This is a genomic window from Runella sp. SP2, from assembly GCF_003711225.1.
In the GTDB taxonomy this organism is placed as follows: Bacteria; Bacteroidota; Bacteroidia; order Cytophagales; family Spirosomataceae; genus Runella.
The window spans coordinates 446241-459000 of sequence record NZ_CP031030.1 but is presented as its reverse complement, the minus strand read 5'-3'; the positions used below and the strand labels follow the sequence as shown (position 1 = coordinate 459000).

The window sequence follows — 12760 nt, the reverse complement described above, 5'->3', positions numbered from 1 at the left end:
TAGAATCACAAACGATTGATATTTTGGCTAAATTCACCCAAGATAGAGAAACATTATTGAATATATATCAAATTCAAAATGACATATTTGATGATTTTGAATACAGAGATTCTACAGATGACATTTCAGTTTATGAGGGCCTTAAAGAGGTTGTAAATAATCTAAAAAATAGCCTGAGTAAGGCTTTTCCTATCCTGAATTACGGAAGTGTAGGTATGGATTTTCCCTGCTGACCGACCAATTTTTGATGTGCTCGCTGCAAATGCACTGGATTCTCAGTGATAGCCTGGTGTTGACGTGCCGCTTCTGCATACACACTCATTAGGTATTCTGCGTCAAAATGCTCGTCTCGTACAATCAGTGGGATGGGAAGAGAAGGGTGCTGAATAACTTCAAGCTCTTCCAACGACACGTAACCTAATTCAGGAAAGCCCATTCCCAAATCACACAAACCAAAGGCAATAGTAGGCTCAAAAGGATTTAATTCGCTTAAAAGCCAAGTAGCACTGCCAGCTATAGAAAATAATTTAACAACGGGTGGATGGTCTTCTGCTCGTCCTTTGAGCACGTCCCGTGCATTTTCAATCATTCTTTCGCGGAGTTCAGAGGGGATAAGTCGGGACATGAGGTAATTACCTTTATCAAAAAAAGATCGACTTTCAGCATAAACCAGCTCTGCAAAACAGAAGGGACCAGTGGTGTTTGATTAATGAGAAATAAACTCGTCTAAGGGGGCTTTCCCCTCGCGCCACAAGGGCCTTCGATAAACGGCCCTGACCGTGTCCCCTACCTTCCTTCACGGTGTTTTGTGCAGGTTGGGTGATTCCCCTCAGTCTTGGCCGCCCTTGCGTTTGCTACCCCCACCCTCGGCGGGAGCCAGAGTTGCATAGGTGCAACCCATAGCCAAAAGGAAAACGTAATGAATACAGCCTATCCTAAAATTCACTACATGAGCTCCCCAATGAAAATCGGAAAAACGCTGTGGCGATTGGTGATAAAAGAGTATGTGATATATGGTGAATTGGTGGAAGGTCAAAAACGTCTTTGTACTGAATATCAATGGAATGAAAAAGACCAATGGCAGCCAAGCTCCAAATGGTCAACTTACAATATCAATGATACCTATTACGGTATGCCTCGCCGATTAAGCAGGCTATACGACCGAGAAAAAGACCTAGTTGATTTTTGGATTCATGGTAAACCGATTCCTCAAGGAAAGCTTTTTGAATAAAATCTGGGTCGATAAAGTACGTCAAAAATATTCTTGCTGTAAAATTTGTTTAGGAGTAAACCATCGTTTACCCATAGACAAATATTTTCTTTTTTAGCTTCCTCCTTTTTCGCAAAGCCCTGTATTTTAATCTCTTCTCAGAACGACTAACTGGATTTTAAAACAAATCTGTTCAAATATAAACGATGGTTAACCTGCGGACAAAATCGGATGTAATGGATTATGAAACAGGCAGTTGCGTATTATCGGGTTTCAACGCACCGACAGGGGAAAAGTGGTCTGGGGCTGGAAGCACAACAAATCGCCGTGAAAAACTACTGTAAGCTTAGTGAATATGAGCTCATCCGTGAAGTCATGGAAGTAAAATCAACCCGTAAATGCAGGGCTGGCCTGTTACAGGCACTTGAACTGTGCAGGGAGATGAATGCAATTCTGGTGGTAGCAAGGCTTGATCGACTGGGTCGGGACGTAGAGCAAATTGCAGGAATCGTTAAATCGAACGTAGAAATTGTTGTAACCGATAATCCACACGCCAACCGATTTACCATTCATATTCTGGCAGCAGTGGCCGAAGACCAACGGCAGCGCATCAGCGAAAACACAAAAGATGCGCTGAGTGCGGCCAAAAGACGAGGGGTGATCCTGGGAAAAAATGGAACAATGCTTGCCATCGCCAATAAAAAAGCAGCGGAAGAATTTGCTCAGAAACTATCCCCACTGCTGAAACGGCTTAAAAATAAGGGAATTACCTCCGTGCGTTCCGTTTCTCAGGAACTCAACAAACGCGGTATTCCGACTTTTCGCGGGGACGGCCGCTGGCACCCCAGTACTGTTTATATCCTAATGAACCGTTTAAAATAAATGAATCCGTTCACCTTAAAGTGTACTTACCATGATTTCCTTCTCTGAAAATGACCTTCTCTTCGATGATATTTCCGTTTTGACCCAAGGCATGGGCACTGATGAATACGTTTATTCCTCGCCGGCCACTGATTGCGATTGCACTGGATATACTGACCCCTCAAATCGAAACGACCGTGATTCCCATCAACTCCCCTCAACTGCTCTTACGTCCGCTTGACGAGGAGCATTTCTACGTCGTTAATTGTGCCTATCCGAATTCTCTACGGATTCTGAATAGAAGCCAATATAACGTCTTGTCTGCCGTTGACGATCAGACTGATACCAAAACGTTAGCCCTTCGGTTGGGTATTCCCTCCGATACACTCGAAGCATTCCTGCAAATGTTGTCGGCTACTGAGATTGTTCGATTTGATACGGATTTCAGTCAGCCCGAGCGTCCTGCTACCCCCATTTCACTCAACTTTTGGATTCACACCACTAATCGCTGCAATCTCTCCTGTAGTTATTGCTATATCTCGACGCTAAACACCACAGGAGGAATGTCGGAAAAGGTAAAACAGCAACTGCTTAACAAGCTGGTACAAACCGTCCAACAAAGAAAGATTCGCCACGTCAAATTTCGGTTGGCAGGAGGAGAGCCATTGACGCAGTTCAAGTCTTGGAAAAGCTTAATCCCTCAAGCCAAGGAAGTGTTAAAAGCGTTAGGTTGCCAACTGGACATCGCTTTTATTACCAATTTGACCATCCTGACGGATGAAATTATCACTTTTTCTAAGGAGCAGGGCATCAGCTATGGAATTTCCCTGGACGGTTTGGAATCCACTCATGATGCCACTCGGACGTTTCGGAATGGTATTGGTTCTTTCAAAATCGTTGATGAAAACCTTAGGCGATTATTGGCTCATGGTTTGTCCGTATCAGTCAATACGGTGGTAACTAACCACAAATTGGAAGGGTTACCCGATTTGACGCGCTATCTGATTGCATTGGATGTACCGTTTCGCTATTCCATCGTTAAAGGAGAAGACATTGACGCGGAGCGACTGGAAAAATACCTGTCGGAGTCATATATGATCATGCGGGAAGCCATTCAAACGGGATGGCAATTTTCGCGTCGGCATCAATTTTGCGACCTCAAACTCAATGCGTTGGGCTTCCAAACCTGTGCATCGGGATTTTCGGGCGGAGCGATTTATGTGGATGGCACCTTAAATTATTGCCACGTTCATGCAGGTGATAAGTCACAACCCGCCTTTTCCATCTTCGATGAGGAGTTGGATCTGGTGGACATGATTGAGCGAGGCAGTCATTACGAAGATCAAAAATCGAAAGATTGCTCCTTATGCAAATACAAGTCTGTTTGCACCAGTGGCTGCCCCATCTACCGAGTCAATGGCAAAGACCCTCAATGCAGTCTCTACCATACTTTTATTCCCCAAATCTATCAGCTTCAGGCCAGAGAACGCTTGAAATTGCTACGGGATTACGAAATGATATAAGCCTGAAAGTGCTTCCTGAATCGTTCAGAAAGCACTTTTCTTTTGGTAGGTGAGGTAATCTTTGGCCATTGTCATTTCCGTGTTAGCCCTGCTACTCACGTTGTATCAAGCGTATGTGCAACGTGTCCACAACGCCAAATCACTCAAGCCTTTGGGTCAGGTTGATTTGGGAGACCAAAAAAAGCGTCTTTATATCCATATCCAAAATAATGGATTAGGCCCGATGATGATTGATAAGCTCACCTTTACCAAACAGGGACATCACTATAGTGCCATCAGTGATTGTTTAAATTTAGACCCTAAATCCTACTGGCACATATTGCTCAGTGACACAGTGAAAAAGGTCATCTTGCCGAATACCTATTTGGTCGTGTTTGAGAAAAACATCGAAAATTACTCACAGGAAGAAATCGAACCAATCCGAAAACAACTCTCTTTGATTATTTTGAAAGTGGATTATCGGGACATCTACGATAATACCTTTACCTTGGAGCGAAACTTGGAATGGTTCACTAGACACAAGACCGACAGAGAAAATCAGCACTAAGCCCCATTCCAATGGTAAAGAAGAATTCTTCACTACCTTTCTGGTGTATTTTTGTAATTTAAGGCATTGATAAGTAAAGATTATCATCGTAAATTTGCATGAATTTTAAATGAAAATTCTTGCATTTACCAATAAAGAGTGATAGTATCAATCTACGGAGGGGAACAAGATGAAACTGGATGAATTAAAACAACATTTGGAGACGGGCAAGGTGTACCGCCGAAGTGATTTGACCCGATGGTCTAAGTCCGTTGACCGCCATTTAGATATACTATTGGAAGAGGGAACGCTGCAAAAACTCTCCCAAGGATTATACTATGCTCCGGAGCAAACCGTTTTTGGGCAACTGCCGCCCAACGAAGAAATCCTAATCCGCAGCTTTCTGAAAGATGATCGTTTTTTGGTCACGTCCCCCAACGCCTATAACAGTTTAGGAGTTGGTACGACGCAGCTCTATAACCAACGCACCGTCTATAATCATAAACGCCACGGGCAGTTTAAATTGGGCAATCGCAACTTTGATTTTCGCATCAAACCTCACTTTCCCAAAAAAGTAACCGAAGAATTTTTACTGGTAGATCTGGTCAACAATCTGGATACGCTGGCCGAAGATCAAAAAGCCGTTCTTAAACACGTCTTTTCCAAAGCCATGACCATGGATGAAGAAAAACTACGGAAGGCCATCGCGGAATACGGCAACGTGAAAACCCAAAAGTTACTGGCTCCCTTTATACAGCAAATGGAAATATAACCCCTATGTCGCTTCCCTATCTGCATCAACACAACAGTTTTTCAGGACTTTTACGGATTTTGGAAGAGGAAACCCAAATCTTGGCGGGCCTGATTGAAAAAGATTATTGGATCATGCACGTTTTAAACGGGCTGAAAAAACAGGGATTTGATTTTGAGTTGAAAGGCGGTACGTCGTTATCAAAAGGCTATGGCATCATTGACCGTTTCTCGGAGGATATCGACATTCATATCACCCCTCCGAAGGAATTCAACATCAACGAGAATCCCAAAAACACGAACCCGAAGACCGCCCAAGCGCGAAAGAAATTTTATGATTGGTTAGCTGAAACGATTCAGATTGAGGGGATCGTTTCCATCGAGCGGGATTATGCCTTTGACGATACGGATTATTATCGCAGTGGCGGCATACGATTGTACTATCAAAGTCAAACCGATGCTGTGAGTGGAGTAAAAGAGGGGATTTTACTGGAAGCGGGTTTTGATACGGTGACCCCAAATCAAAAACGTCTGATAAGTTCTTGGGCCTATGAAAGGATCAAAGGCAATTCGGCGATTGAAGTCGTGGATAACCGTGCCGTTGATATTCCTTGCTATCACCTCGGCTATACCTTTGTCGAAAAGCTTCAAACGATTGCGACGAAGTTTCGTCAGATGCAAAACGGGGCAGGGATACGTCCGAATTTAATGAGGCAATATTATGATGTTGCCCGATTGTTAAACCACCCCGACGTGCAGGAATTTATCGGAACACCTGCCTACCACGCCCACAAAAACGAGCGATTTCCTGCCAAAGACAAAGAAATTTCAATCAGAGAAAATGAAGCGTTTTTGTTGAGCGACCCTGCGTTAAGAGCGCAATTCCGAAAGAGATATAAGGAAACAGCTTCGTTGTATTACAAGGGGCAACCCGATTTTGACAGTCTGTTGGATAAAATTCTGGCTTCTGTTGAACAACTATAAGCATTAATTTCCTCGTTTTCTCTGCCAGATTTACCCGCTGTTAACAAAGTAATGATTAAGATGCGGGGAAATTTCTGAGATCGTCAGAGCTATTTTTTCTTGAAAACGGGTAGGTGTTTCTTGGCGATTATCATTTCCGTGTTGGCATTACTGGCTACGTTTTATCAATTGTATCTGCAACGGATTCATAATGAAAAGTCACTCAAGCCTTTGGGTCAGGTTAATTTGGGAGATCAAAAAAAGCGTCTTTATATTCATGTCCAAAATAACGGATTGGGTCCCATGCTCATTGATACGCTTACATTTATCAAGCAGGGGCATTCCTATTCTGCCATTAGCGATTGTTTGAATTTAGACCCTAAATCTTATTGGCACATCTTGCTCAGTAATACGGCGAAAAAGATCATCTTGCCGAATGCCTATTTGGTAGTGTTCGAGAAAAATATTGAAAGCCATTCACTGGACGAAATAGAATCTATTCGAAAACAACTTTCTTCAATTAATTTAAAAGTGGAGTATCGGGACATTTATGAGAACAAATTCACTTTGCAGAGAAGTCTAGAATGGTTTTCTAGATACATGACCGATGAAAACAGTCACAGCGACTCAAATTAAAATAATAAATACCAATAGGAACATCTAAAATGTTATTCTCTTAATAAAGATTTTTCAAGAATTTATAGTTGCTGTTTGCCCGCATTACGGTAGCCGAAAGCATTTGTTCAAAAACTTTCATATTATTTAAAATCAGCTCTGAACGAGCTGTGTCGGAATCTTTAACACGAACGATAGCTCCATGCTCAATCTCGTATTTTATTGCGCTTTTTCCTCCATCAAAAATAGGTGATGCGGTAACTATAGTACCTGTATGACCGTTTCGAGCCAGTAATTCTATCACTTTCGGTGCTGTAGTTACTCCTGTTCCCACGATAACAACATGGAAGGATCTCCCCACCATTTTTAACAACTGTATTAACTCGTTCATTTTAATTAGGACGGTGGAGAGATTTTTTGTAGAGGTAAAATCTCGGGAAATGGATTGAATGTTCGGATTTGCGATTAGCCAATTCGCCCAGCGTTCTATTTCATTCCTGTCTTCATCATTCCAATATAGGTTTGGGGTTGAGTAAAAACCTGTTTTCTGTAGTTCATGAATAATTTGATGATGGCGTTTTAACATAGCAATATTGTGCGATTGAGGCATGGGGGTATTCATATGCGTTAAATCAGAGACAGAGAATGTTGCCCCTGTTCCTAAAGAGAACCCAATCTCGTTTAACTGCTGTAAGGTTTGTAACCGATTTTCTTCACCCATACCCCAAAAACTCTCCAAATGACTATCTTTCCCATTAAGAATGACCCAAAGATTGCAATCTCCATTAACATGAAGGTAACGACGGGTATCCACTTCTGTACCAAACTGGGTTCTCAAAACACCCTTGAGTGTAACTCGTCTCTTAAATAAAGTATCAATGCTCGCTGCAGCCCACCGAATAGGTAAGCTCTTCCCTTGATAAAAATACGTAAAATATGGCACGTATAGAGGAAATAGAAGTTTTCTCTCCTGCTGTATGGATACTTGTTCAAGGAATTTGCCTTCTGCCAAATAATCGGAAAAAGTATATTGAGAATTTTCTGGGCCTATTTCCTTGCGCTCACGGCAAATGATATAGCACTTTGAACATTCGTGTCGCATGCCACTTGATAATTTCCACGCACATCCACAAGGCGCGGTAATTTTTCTTCCGCAAGCAGAAAAGGCAGGACAACTACTCTCGCAATCATAAAAGAGCCCACCGAAATCGTTAGATTGGGGTCTCAATATTGGACTACCCATTATCTAATCGAGTTTAGTGACACTTTAATGATTACTTCCAAAGTAGGGCTCAACCGAATCAACTCAATGCGTGCTTGCTTTATCCTTTGAGCAGAAAGAATTGAGTTAAAGGCAACAGGAATTGTTCCAATTCTCTGCTGTTGTAGTGAGACTTCGAAAATGTTTTCTTCCAAACTCAGCGTCACAACATCTTTGATTTTTGCTTGTTTAACTGCATTTGAATCCACTTTCTCAAGCCTGATCGAAATTGTATCATTCTCTAAATTTCGGAAAGAATTTCCGCCAGTGGCAGCCGTACTGATCTGAATTTTTGGAGTTTGATTTCTTTGTCTTGTCGGTGTTCCGTTTCGATGGTTTCCCATGATTTCCAAATTTATGGTTTATAAAAATAAAATATCCCGAATGTTATTTCTGGGTTTACATTACTTTGTTGTAGATTTGGTAAAGAGAAAAACATGTTGTTGTTTCGCACGTGTAATATCTTTCTCTCATGTGCAACAAAAGACAAGTTTATTTTGTTTCATCAAAGAGAAAATATTTTCAATATTTTGCACATGTGTAACATTTTATAACTATGAGTACGACACTAAATACCGATTTATTGGCCACAATGCTGAGAGCACGACGTGGTAAAAATGGCTTACGGACTGTAGCCGAGGAAATTGGAGACGTGAGTGTCGCAACATTATCCCGAATTGAGCAAGGTAAAATCCCTGACGTCGACACGTTTATAAAAATCTGCCTTTGGCTAGAAGTACCTACAGATACATTTGTGATGCGTAATGAAGAAGTAGCTGAGTCCAATACCACCCAACAAACTATTGTTGCTCATCTGAGAGCTGATCGTGAATTAGATGCTGAAACAATGCAAATGTTAGTAAAACTGGTTAACTTAGCTTATTCAACTAAGTCCCCCCGACCAATCAGTGAAAATTAAAACGAGTTTACTACCCAAAGGCTTTACTGCAAAAGCCGAACGATTGGCTGAAAAATTTAGAGACGAATTAAATGTGCATCACTGTGGACATTTGTGTGCCTTTCGTCTAGCTAATCATCTTAAAGTCAGTATCTGCGAAGCTTCAGATTATGGAATTGAACCAGAATGGCTGGAACGCCTCACAGGCTGGTCAGGCCTTTATATGGTCAATCAGTTTAGCGAGAAAATTATCATCCATAATACAAATCATACATTAGGCCGTCAGCAGAGTACTATCATGCACGAGTTGGCGCATCTGGTATGCAAACATCCGCTTCCTGAGGATATTATCCTACCTGAATTGCCATTTTTACGACGTTATAACCCACAGCATGAACAGGAAGCGGAATATTTAGGGGCGACCTTACAAATGACCCGTAAAGGTTTAGTCTGGGCTATGCGACGTAGCATGACAGTCGCACAGATTGCGGATTATTACAAAGCTAGTCATGAAATGGTTGACTATCGCTTGAATATAACTGGGGTATCAAAACAATTTAAAAATTTTGGTTCTGTATGATTTGCCTGGGACTAACCCAACGTTATCAACAAAGTGATTGGATAGAAGCTTATAAAAGGCCAATAGAATCTTAGAAGTTCATTTGGGCGGTCCAACCGTTTTTTTAGTGAGGGTATTCTACAAACTTTAGTTGCACAAAGAACGGCCGGATGATAATCTATGTTAGACGGGCATTAATAGCCGTTGGGGGCATGATTGGGGGCATCCCACCGAAATATCCGTTACAATCCTAATCAATTCAAGTACTTCGGAGGGAAATGGCGATGCGACATCCGGCACCATTCTTTTTTTTACTGACATTATTTCTCATTACTGCTGCGAAAATTATTCAATTTTCGCAGTACGTTAAAGCTATCCTTGGTTTAACCCTCACTACCTGTCATGCACCCACAGTAACCAAAAGTGGGGGCATGATTGGGGGCATGCAATGGCTGGTCGTGGCGGCTGTTTTCAGCCTCAGTACCAAGAATCAGGAGGTTTAAAGTGGCTTTATCGAATAGGGCCTGTCAGGCCGCCAAACCCAAAATCAAATCCTATAAAATGGCAGACGGGGAAGGTTTATACCTTGAAGTCACCCCTGCGGGCACCAAACTCTGGCGGCTCAAATACCGACTTTATGGCAAAGAAAAACGGATTTCGATTGGTGCCTACCCCGATGTCTCCATCGTGGGGGCTCGTCAGGCCAAAGAAGAAATTAAAAAAGAAATCAAGGCGGGCATTGACCCCGTTTTAAAACGCCAGCAGGCGGCTCAAATAAATGCGTTGAACCAACAGCTCGACTTTAAGTCGATGGCAATGGAATGGTACTGGAAACAAGTTCCCTTGTGGAAACCAAAACACGCAACAATCATCAAACACCGCTTTGAAAAATACGTATTTCCGTTTTTAGGCCACTTTCCACTGACAGAGATAAAACCGCTACAGATGCTGAACTGCCTACAAAAGATGGAGAAAACAGCGCCTGACTTAACCCGCAGGATGAAGGCCGCCTGTAGCCACGTCTTTAAATATGCCATTGCGACGGGCAGGGCCGAGAATGACCCTACGTATGGTTTAGAAGCCGCCCTTAAAAAATTTAAACGAGGGCACTATGCTTCTATTTCGGTCGATGAGTTTCCCGAATTTTTAACGTGCCTCAACGATTATCGACGCCACCTTCATCGTCAAACGTTTTTAGCCCTCCACCTACTGCTTTTAACGTTTGTCCGCACCTGCGAACTGGTGGAAGCACGATGGGAAGAAATAAATTTTGAAAAAGCCATGTGGGTTATTCCTGCCCAACGCATGAAGATGAACCTCCCCCACGTTGTGCCGTTATCACGGCAAGCACTGGCCCTCTTTCAGGAGCTAAAAGAAATCAATGCTGGTCGAGAATTTATATTTACTGGGTATTACAACCCGAGAAAACCCATGTCCAAAAACACCATGCTCGTTGCCATCAAACGAATGGGGTACAATGGCAAAATGACGGGGCATGGATTCCGCGCCTTGGCGTTGGGGATATTAAAAGAAAAACTGGGCTATTCGCACGAAATTGCGGACAGACAGCTGGCACACGTCCCCAAAAGCAGCGTTGACCGAGCCTACGACCGAGCCCAGTTTTTGCCCCAACGTATCCAAATGATGCAGGAATACGCTGATTACATTGATAAAGTACGATAGGACAGCATTGCCCGAATGGGCAATCTTGTTGTCATCGTCACAGTTCCCTTCTTATTTATCATTAATAGAATCCATTATCCATTGACTGTGAATATCTTCCTATCGTAAGATGACTATATTCCTGTGACGGAAATCGCGTCAGGCAGGTAATTGGTTTTGAACCACGAGGAGGGTGTATGCAGAATACGAACGAACCGTTACTGGATCGAAAAAGTGCAGCTCGGTACCTTCGGGTATCTCCTGGTACGCTGGCCGTTTGGGATTGTACCAAACGTTACGACCTCAAGCCCATCAAAATTGGACGCGCCGTGCGTTACCGTCGCTCCGACTTGGACAAATTCATTGAGCAACGCCTCAGTAGCTGACCGCGCTTACTTTTCTTCTTCTCCTCACCATCCCCTATTGAACGGAGCACCGCTATGAACATAGCCGATGCCAAAACCATTCCCATGACTGAAATTCTGGACAGGCTTGGAACACCTCCCCAACGCGTCACGCAACTCAAAGCGTGGTATCTTTCGCCTTTGCGCCAAGAAAAAACGGCCAGTTTTCAGGTCGATTTAAAATCCAACCTTTGGTACGACTTCGGCGAGGGAATCGGCGGCGACTTGGTGCATTTTGTGTGCCTCTACCTCAAATCCCACCGCCAAGACCATACCGTTTCCGATGCCCTGCGCTGGATTAAAAACATGGTGGGAGCCGCCTACCAAATCACTCCCATTGTCTTTCCAGAGGAAAACCCACCCGATGCCGCCCTGTTGCTAAAAACCAAGAAACCCATTCAACATTTGGGGCTCATTAATTACCTCAAAAAACGCGGGATAGCGCTGGCACTCGCCCGCCAACACCTCAAAGAACTTCACCTTCGCAATCCACAGACCCAAAAAAGTTTTTTTGCCTTGGGGTTTGAAAACGAAGAGGGCGGTTTTGAGCTCAGAAACCCTTTTTTCAAAGGCTGTCTGCGCCCCAAGGCGATTAGTTTTATTCGCGGGACAACTCCCAAGCCCAACAGCATCCACCTCTTTGAGGGGTTTATGGATTATTTGTCGGCCCTTGCCCAGACCAATCACCACCGACTGAATGGCGATGCCATTGTCCTCAATTCGTTAGCTTGCCTCAAGCAAGCCCTGCCTTACCTCCACAACTACGGGTATCAACTGGCCTACAGCTGGATGGACAATGACCCTGCGGGTGAAAAAGCAACCGCCACCTTGGCCGACTTTTGTAAAACGCAGCAGGGACTCACCCACCAACCCATGAATGCCGTTTATGCGCCACACAAAGACGTCAATGCTTGGCACATGCACCAACGTAATTTGTCCATGTAGGGAGGGTTTGTCATGCTGCAAGAAGATATTCGAGCGCTTTACCGTGTCAACGAAGTCGAGATTGTTTATAAAAACAAGATCCCTTTTGAAGACCGTATTCAAATTACCAGTTCCTCGACAGCCTATGACATTTTGCGCCAAAGTTGGGACGACAATCGTATTGAACTCGTCGAACAGTTTAAAATTTTGTTGCTCGACCGCCGACATACCTGTTTGGGGGTGTCTGATATTGCCACGGGGGGCATTACGGGCTGTCTGGTTGACCCTCGAATTATCTTTGCCACCGCCCTAAAGACCCGAGCGAGTAGCCTCATTTTGGCCCACAATCACCCTTCGGGAACCCTCAAACCCAGCGAGGCCGACTTAGACCTGACGCGTAAATTAATGCAAGGGGGCAAGCTGCTGGAAATTTCCGTCATCGACCACCTGATTGTTACGCCGCACCGTTATTGTTCGTTGGCAGATGATGGTTTGATGCCCAGTTGACGTTGGAAACGCTCCATTTGTTTTTTCGTTTTATCGCCTTTCTATTCCTCTGAATGCAACAAGGGGATGTACCCGACGCCACTCAGTCCGCCAACCA

At 43.6% G+C, this 12760-nt stretch carries 16 protein-coding genes; 13 read left to right on the top strand and 3 right to left on the bottom strand.

Annotated features, from left to right (window positions below; translation table 11 throughout):
- Positions 1-199 precede the first annotated feature (199 nt).
- Complete coding sequence (locus tag DTQ70_RS01810) at positions 200-625, bottom strand: DUF2958 domain-containing protein (RefSeq protein WP_122929223.1); 426 nt, start codon at positions 623-625, stop codon at positions 200-202.
- A gap of 294 nt (positions 626-919) precedes the next feature.
- Between DTQ70_RS01810 and DTQ70_RS01805 the strand changes: the two genes are divergently transcribed.
- From DTQ70_RS01805 to DTQ70_RS01775, 7 genes are all read left to right on the top strand, one after another.
- The gene (locus DTQ70_RS01805) at positions 920-1231 is read left to right on the top strand and encodes a hypothetical protein (protein WP_164489812.1); all 312 of its coding nucleotides are present in this window, start codon (positions 920-922) and stop codon (positions 1229-1231) included.
- Positions 1232-1453: 222 nt separating this feature from the next.
- Positions 1454-2092 carry a recombinase family protein gene (locus tag DTQ70_RS01800; RefSeq protein ID WP_122929221.1) on the top strand — a complete coding sequence of 213 codons (639 nt, stop codon included), beginning with the start codon at positions 1454-1456 and terminating at the stop codon, positions 2090-2092.
- Positions 2093-2193: 101 nt separating this feature from the next.
- Positions 2194-3594 (top strand): radical SAM/SPASM domain-containing protein, encoded by a 1401-nt coding sequence (locus DTQ70_RS01795; protein WP_229600054.1) that lies wholly within the window; start codon positions 2194-2196, stop codon positions 3592-3594.
- A gap of 61 nt (positions 3595-3655) precedes the next feature.
- Positions 3656-4141, top strand: coding sequence for a hypothetical protein (locus DTQ70_RS01790; RefSeq protein ID WP_122929220.1), 486 nt, complete (start codon positions 3656-3658; stop codon positions 4139-4141).
- A 169-nt stretch (positions 4142-4310) separates the two neighbouring features.
- Positions 4311-4892: a DUF6088 family protein gene (locus DTQ70_RS01785; RefSeq protein ID WP_122929219.1), complete on the top strand. Its 582-nt coding sequence runs from the start codon at positions 4311-4313 to the stop codon at positions 4890-4892.
- Between the two features lie 5 nt (positions 4893-4897).
- On the top strand, positions 4898-5854 hold the full coding sequence (locus DTQ70_RS01780) for a nucleotidyl transferase AbiEii/AbiGii toxin family protein (RefSeq protein WP_122929218.1): 957 nt from the start codon (positions 4898-4900) through the stop codon (positions 5852-5854).
- 120 nt (positions 5855-5974) lie between these two features.
- Positions 5975-6469 (top strand): hypothetical protein, encoded by a 495-nt coding sequence (locus tag DTQ70_RS01775; protein ID WP_122929217.1) that lies wholly within the window; start codon positions 5975-5977, stop codon positions 6467-6469.
- Positions 6470-6509: 40 nt separating this feature from the next.
- Here DTQ70_RS01775 and DTQ70_RS01770 read toward each other — a convergent pair whose 3' ends face one another.
- Together DTQ70_RS01770 and DTQ70_RS01765 are read right to left on the bottom strand one after the other, a co-directional pair.
- Positions 6510-7691 carry a hypothetical protein gene (locus DTQ70_RS01770; protein WP_164489811.1) on the bottom strand — a complete coding sequence of 394 codons (1182 nt, stop codon included), beginning with the start codon at positions 7689-7691 and terminating at the stop codon, positions 6510-6512.
- Positions 7691-8053: a hypothetical protein gene (locus tag DTQ70_RS01765; protein ID WP_122929215.1), complete on the bottom strand. Its 363-nt coding sequence runs from the start codon at positions 8051-8053 to the stop codon at positions 7691-7693. The genes DTQ70_RS01770 and DTQ70_RS01765 overlap by 1 nt, the downstream gene beginning before the upstream one ends.
- 212 nt (positions 8054-8265) lie before the next feature.
- Between DTQ70_RS01765 and DTQ70_RS01760 the strand changes: the two genes are divergently transcribed.
- The 6 genes from DTQ70_RS01760 to DTQ70_RS01730 all read left to right on the top strand — a co-directional run bounded on the left by DTQ70_RS01760 (position 8266) and on the right by DTQ70_RS01730 (position 12663).
- Positions 8266-8628 (top strand): helix-turn-helix domain-containing protein, encoded by a 363-nt coding sequence (locus tag DTQ70_RS01760; RefSeq protein WP_122929214.1) that lies wholly within the window; start codon positions 8266-8268, stop codon positions 8626-8628.
- A complete protein-coding gene (locus DTQ70_RS01755) occupies positions 8618-9187 on the top strand; it encodes an ImmA/IrrE family metallo-endopeptidase (RefSeq protein ID WP_122929213.1) in 570 nt (189 codons plus the stop codon). Before DTQ70_RS01760 ends, DTQ70_RS01755 begins: the two co-directional genes overlap by 11 nt.
- A 540-nt stretch (positions 9188-9727) precedes the next feature.
- Entirely contained in the window at positions 9728-10849 is a 1122-nt protein-coding gene (locus tag DTQ70_RS01745; protein WP_229600053.1) for a phage integrase central domain-containing protein, read from the top strand.
- A 176-nt stretch (positions 10850-11025) separates the two neighbouring features.
- Positions 11026-11214, top strand: a complete 189-nt coding sequence (locus DTQ70_RS01740; protein WP_028524510.1) for a helix-turn-helix domain-containing protein — start codon at positions 11026-11028, stop codon at positions 11212-11214.
- A 54-nt stretch (positions 11215-11268) separates the two neighbouring features.
- Entirely contained in the window at positions 11269-12177 is a 909-nt protein-coding gene (locus DTQ70_RS01735) for a toprim domain-containing protein (protein WP_122929210.1), read from the top strand.
- Positions 12178-12189: 12 nt separating this feature from the next.
- Positions 12190-12663 (top strand): RadC family protein, encoded by a 474-nt coding sequence (locus tag DTQ70_RS01730; RefSeq protein ID WP_122929209.1) that lies wholly within the window; start codon positions 12190-12192, stop codon positions 12661-12663.
- Positions 12664-12760: the final 97 nt, after the last annotated feature.

Coding starts and splice junctions, on each gene's coding strand:
- DTQ70_RS01785 (WP_122929219.1), top strand. CDS start 4,311: ATGAAACTGGATGAATTAAAACAACATTTGGAGACGGGCAAGGTGTAC.
- DTQ70_RS01770 (WP_164489811.1), bottom strand. CDS start 7,691: ATGGGTAGTCCAATATTGAGACCCCAATCTAACGATTTCGGTGGGCTC.
- DTQ70_RS01745 (WP_229600053.1), top strand. CDS start 9,728: ATGGCAGACGGGGAAGGTTTATACCTTGAAGTCACCCCTGCGGGCACC.
- DTQ70_RS01795 (WP_229600054.1), top strand. CDS start 2,194: ATGAATACGTTTATTCCTCGCCGGCCACTGATTGCGATTGCACTGGAT.
- DTQ70_RS01800 (WP_122929221.1), top strand. CDS start 1,454: ATGAAACAGGCAGTTGCGTATTATCGGGTTTCAACGCACCGACAGGGG.
- DTQ70_RS01810 (WP_122929223.1), bottom strand. CDS start 625: ATGTCCCGACTTATCCCCTCTGAACTCCGCGAAAGAATGATTGAAAAT.
- DTQ70_RS01765 (WP_122929215.1), bottom strand. CDS start 8,053: ATGGGAAACCATCGAAACGGAACACCGACAAGACAAAGAAATCAAACT.
- DTQ70_RS01740 (WP_028524510.1), top strand. CDS start 11,026: ATGCAGAATACGAACGAACCGTTACTGGATCGAAAAAGTGCAGCTCGG.
- DTQ70_RS01780 (WP_122929218.1), top strand. CDS start 4,898: ATGTCGCTTCCCTATCTGCATCAACACAACAGTTTTTCAGGACTTTTA.
- DTQ70_RS01735 (WP_122929210.1), top strand. CDS start 11,269: ATGAACATAGCCGATGCCAAAACCATTCCCATGACTGAAATTCTGGAC.
- DTQ70_RS01730 (WP_122929209.1), top strand. CDS start 12,190: ATGCTGCAAGAAGATATTCGAGCGCTTTACCGTGTCAACGAAGTCGAG.
- DTQ70_RS01760 (WP_122929214.1), top strand. CDS start 8,266: ATGAGTACGACACTAAATACCGATTTATTGGCCACAATGCTGAGAGCA.
- DTQ70_RS01805 (WP_164489812.1), top strand. CDS start 920: ATGAATACAGCCTATCCTAAAATTCACTACATGAGCTCCCCAATGAAA.